The sequence below is a fragment of the Nocardioides sp. genome (assembly GCF_025964975.1).
GTDB lineage: Bacteria > Actinomycetota > Actinomycetes > Propionibacteriales > Nocardioidaceae > Nocardioides.
Genome location: NZ_JAOPXV010000006.1, coordinates 1 through 7,623 on the forward strand (window position 1 = coordinate 1; position 7,623 = coordinate 7,623).

The window sequence follows — 7,623 nt, forward strand, 5'->3', positions numbered from 1 at the left end:
GACGGGCGGGGTCGACGGCCGGGTGTCCATCGAGGTGGCACCGGACCTCGCCCACGACACCGACGAGACGCTCGCCTCCGCCAAGGAGCTGTGGGCCGAGGTCGACCGCGAGAACCTGCTGATCAAGATCCCTGCGACCACCGAGGGTGGCCCGGCCATCTCCGACACCCTGGGCGAGGGCATCAGCGTCAACGTCACCCTGATCTTCGGCCTCGAGCGCTACGCCGGCGTCATGGAGGCGTACGTCGCCGGGCTCGAGAAGGCCCGGGACAACGGTCACGACCTCTCGGAGATCCACTCGGTGGCGTCCTTCTTCGTCTCCCGCGTCGACAGCGAGATCGACAAGCGGCTGGAGAAGATCGGCACCGACGAGGCCCTCGCCCTCCGCGGCAAGGCCGGCGTCGCCAACGCCGTGCTCGCCTACCGGGACTTCGAGAAGTTCTTCAGTGGGGACCGCTGGGAGGCGCTGGCGGCCGCCGGTGCCAACCTCCAGCGTCCGTTGTGGGCCTCCACCGGGGTGAAGAACCCCGACTACCGCGACACGATGTACGTCACCGACCTCGTCGCTCCCGGCACCGTCAACACGATGCCGGAGAAGACGCTCGAGGCGTTCGCGGACCACGGGGAGGTGGAGGGCGACCGGGTCACCACGACGTACGACGAGGCGCAGTCGGTCATGAACCAGCTCGCGGCCGTCGGCGTCGACTACGACGACGTCATCGCCACTCTCGAGAAGGAGGGCGTCGACAAGTTCGTCGCCTCGTGGAACGAGCTCCTCGACACCGTCCGCGGACAGCTCGAGGCGGCCGGCGGCACCCCATGACCGGGCCGGCCGGGCCGGGCCCGGTCGACGCGACCGCCACCCGCGCGTGGTCCCGGCTCTCCGAGCTCAGCCGGGACTTCGCTCCCGACCTGCGCGCGTCCTTTGCGGAGGATCCTGACCGGACGGACCGGCTGACCCTCGGTGCCGCGGACCTCCACGTCGACCTGTCGAAGAACCTCGTCAACGCCGACATCCTGGAGGCCCTGCTGGCTCTCGGTGAGGAGGTCGGCGTGACCGCACGGCGCGACGCCATGTTCGCCGGCGAGCGCATCAACGTCACCGAGGACCGGGCGGTGCTGCACACCGCACTGCGGATGCCGCGGTCGTCCTCGCTGACGCTCGAGGGCCAGGACGTGGTCGCCGACGTCCACGAGGTCCTCGACCGGGTGTACGCGTTCGCCGACCAGGTCCGCTCCGGCGAGTGGAAGGGCGCGACAGGGCAGCCCATCAGCACGGTCGTCAACATCGGCATCGGCGGCTCCGACCTCGGCCCGGTCATGGCGTACGAGGCGCTGGCGCCGTACGTCCAGGGCGGCCTGGAGTGTCGCTTCATCAGCAACATCGACCCGACCGACACGGCCCAGAAGCTGTCGGGGCTCGACCCCGCCACCACTCTCTTCATCGTCTGCAGCAAGACCTTCGGCACGCTCGAGACGCTCACCAACGCACGCCTCTGCAAGACGTGGCTGCTCGCCGGCCTCGCCGGGGTGGACGCCTCGGACGCCGTCGCGAAGCACTTCGTCGCCGTATCGACGGCGCTGGACAAGGTCGCAGACTTCGGGATCGATCCCGAGAACGCGTTCGGGTTCTGGGACTGGGTCGGCGGTCGCTACTCGGTCGACTCCGCTGTCGGTACGGCGCTGGTGATCGCGATCGGACCCCACCACTTCGCCGATCTGCTCGGCGGTTTCCACGCCCTCGACGAGCACTTCCGCACCGAGCCGCTCGCCACGAACGTGCCGGTGCTGATAGGCCTGATCAACATCTGGCACCACAACTTCCTCGGTGCCGCCACCCACGCGGTGCTCCCCTATGCCCAGCTGCTGCACAGGTTTCCCGCCTACCTCCAGCAGCTCACCATGGAGTCCAACGGCAAGAGCGTCCGCTGGGACGGCACGCCGGTGACCACGGAGACCGGAGAGGTGTTCTGGGGCGAGCCTGGCACCAATGGACAGCACGCCTTCTACCAGCTGATCCACCAGGGCACCCAGCTCGTCCCGGCCGACCTCATCGCCTTCACCAACCCGGCGTACCCGCTGACGGACGCCCGGGAGGACGGACAGCGGGTCGACGTCCATGAGCTGCTGCTTGCCAACTTCTTCGCCCAGAGCCAGGCGCTGGCCTTCGGCAAGACCTCGGACGAGGTGCGGGCCGAGATGTCTAGCGACCCGGTCGACGAAGCGGTCGTCGCCGCCCGCGTCTTCGAGGGCAACCGGCCGACGACCTCGATCATGGCGCCGTCGCTGACCCCGGCCGTCCTCGGGCAGCTCATCGCGCTCTACGAGCACCTCACGTTCGTCCAGGGCGTGGTGTGGGGTATCGACAGCTTCGACCAGTGGGGGGTGGAGCTCGGCAAGCAGCTCGCGCAGGCGATCACCCCGGCCGTGAGTGGCGATGCCGACGTGCTCGCTGAGCAGGATGCCTCGACCCAGTCCCTCGTCCGCTACTACCGGGAGCACCGTCGCTGATGGCCACGACACCTCGCCCGACCGATCCTCGCCCCAACCCGCTGCGCGACCCGCAGGACCGTCGGCTGCCCAGGATCGCCGGGCCGTCCAGCCTGGTGCTGTTCGGCGTCACCGGTGACCTGTCCCGCAAGAAGGTGATGCCGGCGATCTACGACCTGGCCAACCGGGGGCTCCTGCCGCCCGGCTTCTCGCTGGTCGGCTTCGCGCGTCGCGACTGGGAGGACCAGGACTTCGCGCAGATTGTCCACGACTCGGTCAAGGAGCACGCCCGGACCCCGTTCCGCGAGGAGGTCTGGAAGCAGCTCTCCGAGGGGTTCCGCTTCGTCCCGGGCGACTTCGACGACGACGTGGCCTTCGACACGCTGCGTCGTACGATCCAGGAGCTCGACGAGGCCCGCGGCACCGGGGGCAACACCGCGTTCTACCTCGCGATCCCGCCGTCCTTCTTCGGCACGGTGGTCGACCAGCTCAAGGAGCACGGCCTGGCCGAGCAGCCCGGCGACGACACAGGCGTCGTCCCGTGGCGCCGGGTCGTCGTGGAGAAGCCGTTCGGCCACGACCTCGAGTCGGCCAGGGAGCTCAACGACATCCTGGACGGGGTGTTCCCTGCGGAGTCCGTCTTCCGGATCGACCACTACCTCGGCAAGGAGACCGTCCAGAACATCCTGGCCATGCGGTTCGCCAACAACATGTTCGAGCCCATCTGGAACGCCAACTACGTCGACCACGTGCAGATCACGATGGCCGAGGACATCGGCATCGGGGGCCGGGCGGGTTACTACGACGGGATCGGCGCGGCCCGCGACGTCATCCAGAACCACCTGCTCCAGCTGATGGCGCTGGTCGCCATGGAGGAGCCGACGGCCTTCGACGCCGAAAGCCTGCGGTTCGAGAAGCAGAAGGTGCTCTCCTCGGTCGTGCTCCCGGCACGCCTCGACCTGACCACGGCTCGCGGGCAGTACACCCCGGGCTGGCAAGGAGGCGAGAAGGTGCTCGGCTTCCTCGAGGAGGAGGGCATCCGGCGCGGGTCCAAGACCGAGACGTATGCGGCCATCACCCTCAACGTCGACACCCGACGCTGGGCCGGGGTGCCGTTCTACCTCCGCACCGGCAAGCGGCTGGGAAGGCGGGTCACGGAGGTGGCTGTCGTCTTCAAGCGGGCGCCCCACCTCCCCTTCACCGCCACGGCCACCGAGGAGCTGACCCAGAACGCCCTGGTCATCCGGGTTCAGCCGGACGAGGGGCTCACGATGAGGTTCGGCTCCAAGGTCCCGGGCACCGCGATGGAGATCCGCGACGTGAACATGGACTTCGCGTACGGCGGCTCGTTCACCGAGGCCAGTGCCGAGGCCTACGAGCGCCTGATCCTCGACGTGCTCCTCGGCGACCCACCGCTCTTCCCGCGTCACGAAGAGGTGGAGCTGTCGTGGAAGATCCTCGACCCGATCCTCGAGTACTGGGCCCGCAAGGGAAAGCCGGAGCCCTATCCTTCCGGCACCTGGGGCCCGGAGTCAGCTGACGCCATGCTTGCTCGCGACGGACGTACCTGGAGGAGGCCATGACCGCCTACGAGCTGGAGAACACCAACTCCTCCAAGATCGCCGCCGAGTTCGTCCGGGCCCGGACCCGCGCTGGCTCGCCGGCGATGGGCATGGTGATGACGCTGGTCATCGTCGTTCCGGACGAGGACGCCGAGTCCGCCATGCAGGCGGCCCAGCGGGCCTCACGCGAGCACCCCGCCCGCGTCCTCGGGGTCATCCTCGGCGACGGACGGGGCAAGGCCCAGGTCGACGCCACTGTCGGCACCGGTGGCGGTTGGGTGGGCGAGACGGCCCTGATCCGCCTCACCGGCGAGGTCGTGCGCTACGCGGAGTCCGTCGTGCTGCCGCTGCTGCTTCCCGACTCCCCCGTGGCCGTCTGGTGGCCGACCCAAGCGCCGGACAACCCCTCCGAGGACCCGCTGGGAGCCCTCGCCAAGCGCCGCATCACCGACTCGGCGGCTGCGAAGCGGGGCAAGTCGTCGGCCATGCTGCGCCAGTGCCAGATGTACGCCCCCGGCAACACCGACCTGAGCTGGACCCGCCTCACGCCGTGGCGGGCGCTGCTCGCGGCCGCTCTGGACCAGCACCCCACCAAGGTGATCCGCGCGTCGGTCTCGGCCGAGCGGATCAGCCCGAGCTCCGACCTGCTGGTGGCCTGGCTCAACGACCGGCTGCGGGTGCCGGTGGAGCGACACACCTCGGAGGGACCCGGCATCACCGAGGTCGTCCTCGAGACGAAGCAGGGGCCCATCACCATCTCCCGTGCCGACGGCCGGCTGGCCACCTTCTCCTCCCCCGGCCGCCCCGACCGGCCGGTGGCTCTCAAGCGCCGCGAGGTGCCCGCCCTTCTCAGTGAAGAGCTGCGTCGTCTCGACGAGGACGACATCTACGCCGCAACCGCCCAGCGGCTCGTCGCCCTCGACAAGGAGTCGTGACCACCGTGATCCCCGGCCCGCGCACCGTCGTCCACGACGACGCCTCCAGCCTGGTCAGCGAGGTCGCCTCCCTGCTCCTGGAGCGCCTCGAGGAGGCCCAGGCTCGCAGCGAGACCCCCCAGATCGGTCTCACGGGTGGCTCCATTGCCGACGCGCTCCACCGAGAGCTGGCTCGGCGGGCCCCCGACTCCTCGGTCGACTGGTCGCGGGTCGTGGTCTGGTGGGGCGACGAGCGCTTCGTCCCGTCCGCCTCTGCGGAGCGCAACGCTCGTCAGGCTCGTCAGGCACTCCTCGACCACGTCGCCCTGGACCCGGCCAACGTGCACGAAGTGCCCGCCAGCGACGAGGTCGCCTCGGTCGAGGAGTCCGCCGCGGCATACTCCGCCGCGATGCGTGCCCATGGCGTCGGGTCCTTCGAGGTGCTGATGCTCGGCGTCGGCCCCGACGGTCACATCGCCTCGCTCTTCCCCGGCCACCCAGGGCTCGACGTCGTCGACGAGATCGCTGTCGCCGTCCATGACTCGCCCAAGCCTCCGCCACTGCGCGTGAGCCTCACCTTCGACGCACTGGCCCACTCCAAGTCCGTGTGGTTCCTGGTCAACGGCGCCGAGAAGGCCGCTGCCGTTGCCGCGGCCCTCGCCGGCGGCGACCGGACCGAAATCCCCGCCCGCGGGGTCGTCGGCGTCGACGAGACCGTGTGGCACATCGACGCGGCGGCCGCTGGTGAGCTCGCCGATGTGAGCCCTCTGGCCACGTGACTGCGCGCCGTCGCTCTCGTAGATGGGGCGGAATTCCGCCCCTTCACGCATTGATCTATCGCTAAGTCAATCGGCGCCGTCGCTCCGTGGGAGCCCGCTGATCGGTGTGGATCAGCGGCGTTGTGGATGACCAGAACAGCGCAGGGGGTGATTCTGATCTGCTGGGCTGATGGATCGCTGCGAACCGATGTTCCGCCTCAACAGCCCGCACAAGGCCGACATGGCCACAGACATGGCGATACCGCTCCTCGCCGACGGAGGGTGGTCAGCGATGACGCTGCGGAGCCTCGGACGTGCGGCGAAGGTCAGCGGACCAGCGGTCGCGGCTTGGTATGGCAGCGTCGAGCGGCTGCACGAAGTGATCGCATCGCGTTACGGGCAAAGATGGCTGCGACTGATGTCCTGGCAGCTCAGAGAGCAGCAACAAGACTCACTTGGCGCTGCCGACCTCTTGGCCGCTCTGCTCCCTACCGACGACGACGGGATCGCCTACACCCGCGTGTGGCTGGCTATCCAGGAGGCGGGCAGAACGGAACCAGCCGTTGGTGCCGTCGTCGCTCACATCGAGGCAGGTGAGCGAGACCTCGTGGCCGGATGGCTCGAGCAGCACGTGGACGAGACGATGGTCGTGCTGCGCGGACTCAGAGCGGCGATCTGCGCTCCGGCCCAGCCGCTCGCGAGCGACGAAGCGCGTGCCTTGGCACATCAGCTCGGCCAGGCGCTTGACCGCCTCGACACGACAGGGACGACAGACCTCAGAAGATGATGTCGCCGGACTTGCGGCGCGAGCGCAGCAGCTGGAGGGCCTCGGCCAGGATGTCGGCGGCCTCGGTCTCGGAGCGGCGCTCCTTCACGTAGGCGAGGTGCGTCTTGTAGGGCTCGATCTTGGGAGCCGGCGGCGGGTTGTCGCAGTCCAGGCTCGCGGGAAGGCCGCACTTGGGACAGTCCCACGAGGCGGGCGCAGTGGCCTCCACGGAGAACGTCACCACCGAGCGGTGCTCGTGCGAGCAGAAGTACGTGACCGCCTGACGCGGGGCAGCGTCGCCGCGCTCGGCTTCGCCCATCGGACCAGCGCCCACCCGACTACCGCGGATCGCGTTTCCTCCACCAGCCACGTTCCGCCTCTTTCTCTCAGGTCACCGTCAGTGAAGCCGTGCACACCATCGCCGGTCAGGACCCGCTGTAGGCCTTCAACAGCCCGAGCGCGACGACGCACGCGAACCAGATGATGCCCATGCCGATCGTGAAGCGGTCGAGGTTGCGCTCGGCGACCGACGAGCCGCCGAGGGTGCTCGAGACGCCACCCCCGAACATGTCGGACAGACCACCTCCGCGTCCCTTGTGCAGCAGGACGAGCATGATCATGACGAGACTCGCCGCAACGAGAAGAATGGTGAAGAGCAGTTCCACGAGCGGAAGCCTACGTCACGACGGGACGGTCACAGGACAGGCCCACCGCTGGAAGGGGCTTCGTGTCAGGACTCGCGTCACAGGACGGGAAGATCGTAGAAGCGACAGATCCCGCTGAACTCGTCGACCTGGAGGCTCGCGCCGCCCACCAGCGCACCGTCGACATCGGCCTTCTCCATGATGCCTGCGACGTTGCCAGCCTTGACCGAACCGCCGTAGAGCACCCGCACGGCGTCGGCCGCGGCGTCACCGTGGACCTCCCGGATCCGCTCCCGGATCGCGCCGCACACCTCCTGCGCGTCGTCGGGGGTGGCGACCTCGCCGGTGCCGATGGCCCACAGCGGCTCGTAGGCGATCACCAGACCAGCCACCTGCTCGGTCGTCAGACCCGCCAGCGAGCCGTCGACCTGGGCCAGTGTGTGGGCGACCTGCTCGCCGGCCTGCCGGACCTCGAGACCCTCGCCCACG

At 69.1% G+C, this 7,623-nt stretch carries 9 protein-coding genes; 6 read left to right on the plus strand and 3 right to left on the minus strand.

What is annotated here, in order from left to right; all coding sequences use genetic code 11:
* The 6 genes from tal to JWN68_RS00490 all read left to right on the plus strand — a co-directional run.
* Positions 1–823, plus strand: an 823-nt coding sequence (gene tal, locus JWN68_RS00465; RefSeq protein ID WP_297733071.1) for a transaldolase, incomplete at its 5' end; no start/stop codon positions are given.
* Positions 820–2,511, plus strand: coding sequence for a glucose-6-phosphate isomerase (gene pgi, locus JWN68_RS00470; protein ID WP_297733074.1), 1,692 nt, complete (start codon positions 820–822; stop codon positions 2,509–2,511). The genes tal and pgi, both read left to right, overlap by 4 nt.
* A complete protein-coding gene (gene zwf, locus JWN68_RS00475; RefSeq protein ID WP_297733076.1) occupies positions 2,511–4,073 on the plus strand; it encodes a glucose-6-phosphate dehydrogenase in 1,563 nt (520 codons plus the stop codon). The genes pgi and zwf overlap by 1 nt, the downstream gene beginning before the upstream one ends.
* The gene (locus JWN68_RS00480; protein ID WP_297733079.1) at positions 4,070–4,987 is read left to right on the plus strand and encodes a glucose-6-phosphate dehydrogenase assembly protein OpcA; all 918 of its coding nucleotides are present in this window, start codon (positions 4,070–4,072) and stop codon (positions 4,985–4,987) included. The genes zwf and JWN68_RS00480 overlap by 4 nt, the downstream gene beginning before the upstream one ends.
* Entirely contained in the window at positions 4,984–5,745 is a 762-nt protein-coding gene (pgl, locus tag JWN68_RS00485) for a 6-phosphogluconolactonase (RefSeq protein WP_297733082.1), read from the plus strand. Before JWN68_RS00480 ends, pgl begins: the two co-directional genes overlap by 4 nt.
* A 169-nt stretch (positions 5,746–5,914) precedes the next feature.
* The gene (locus tag JWN68_RS00490) at positions 5,915–6,511 is read left to right on the plus strand and encodes a hypothetical protein (RefSeq protein WP_297733085.1); all 597 of its coding nucleotides are present in this window, start codon (positions 5,915–5,917) and stop codon (positions 6,509–6,511) included.
* Here the strand turns inward: JWN68_RS00490 and JWN68_RS00495 are convergent.
* From JWN68_RS00495 to JWN68_RS00505, 3 genes are all read right to left on the minus strand, one after another.
* On the minus strand, positions 6,501–6,860 hold the full coding sequence (locus JWN68_RS00495; RefSeq protein ID WP_297733088.1) for an RNA polymerase-binding protein RbpA: 360 nt from the start codon (positions 6,858–6,860) through the stop codon (positions 6,501–6,503). The genes JWN68_RS00490 and JWN68_RS00495 overlap by 11 nt on opposite strands.
* Before the next feature lie 55 nt (positions 6,861–6,915).
* Positions 6,916–7,155: a preprotein translocase subunit SecG gene (gene secG, locus JWN68_RS00500; RefSeq protein WP_297733091.1), complete on the minus strand. Its 240-nt coding sequence runs from the start codon at positions 7,153–7,155 to the stop codon at positions 6,916–6,918.
* A 77-nt stretch (positions 7,156–7,232) separates the two neighbouring features.
* Positions 7,233–7,623, minus strand: a 391-nt coding sequence (locus JWN68_RS00505; protein WP_297733093.1) for a triose-phosphate isomerase, incomplete at its 5' end; no start/stop codon positions are given.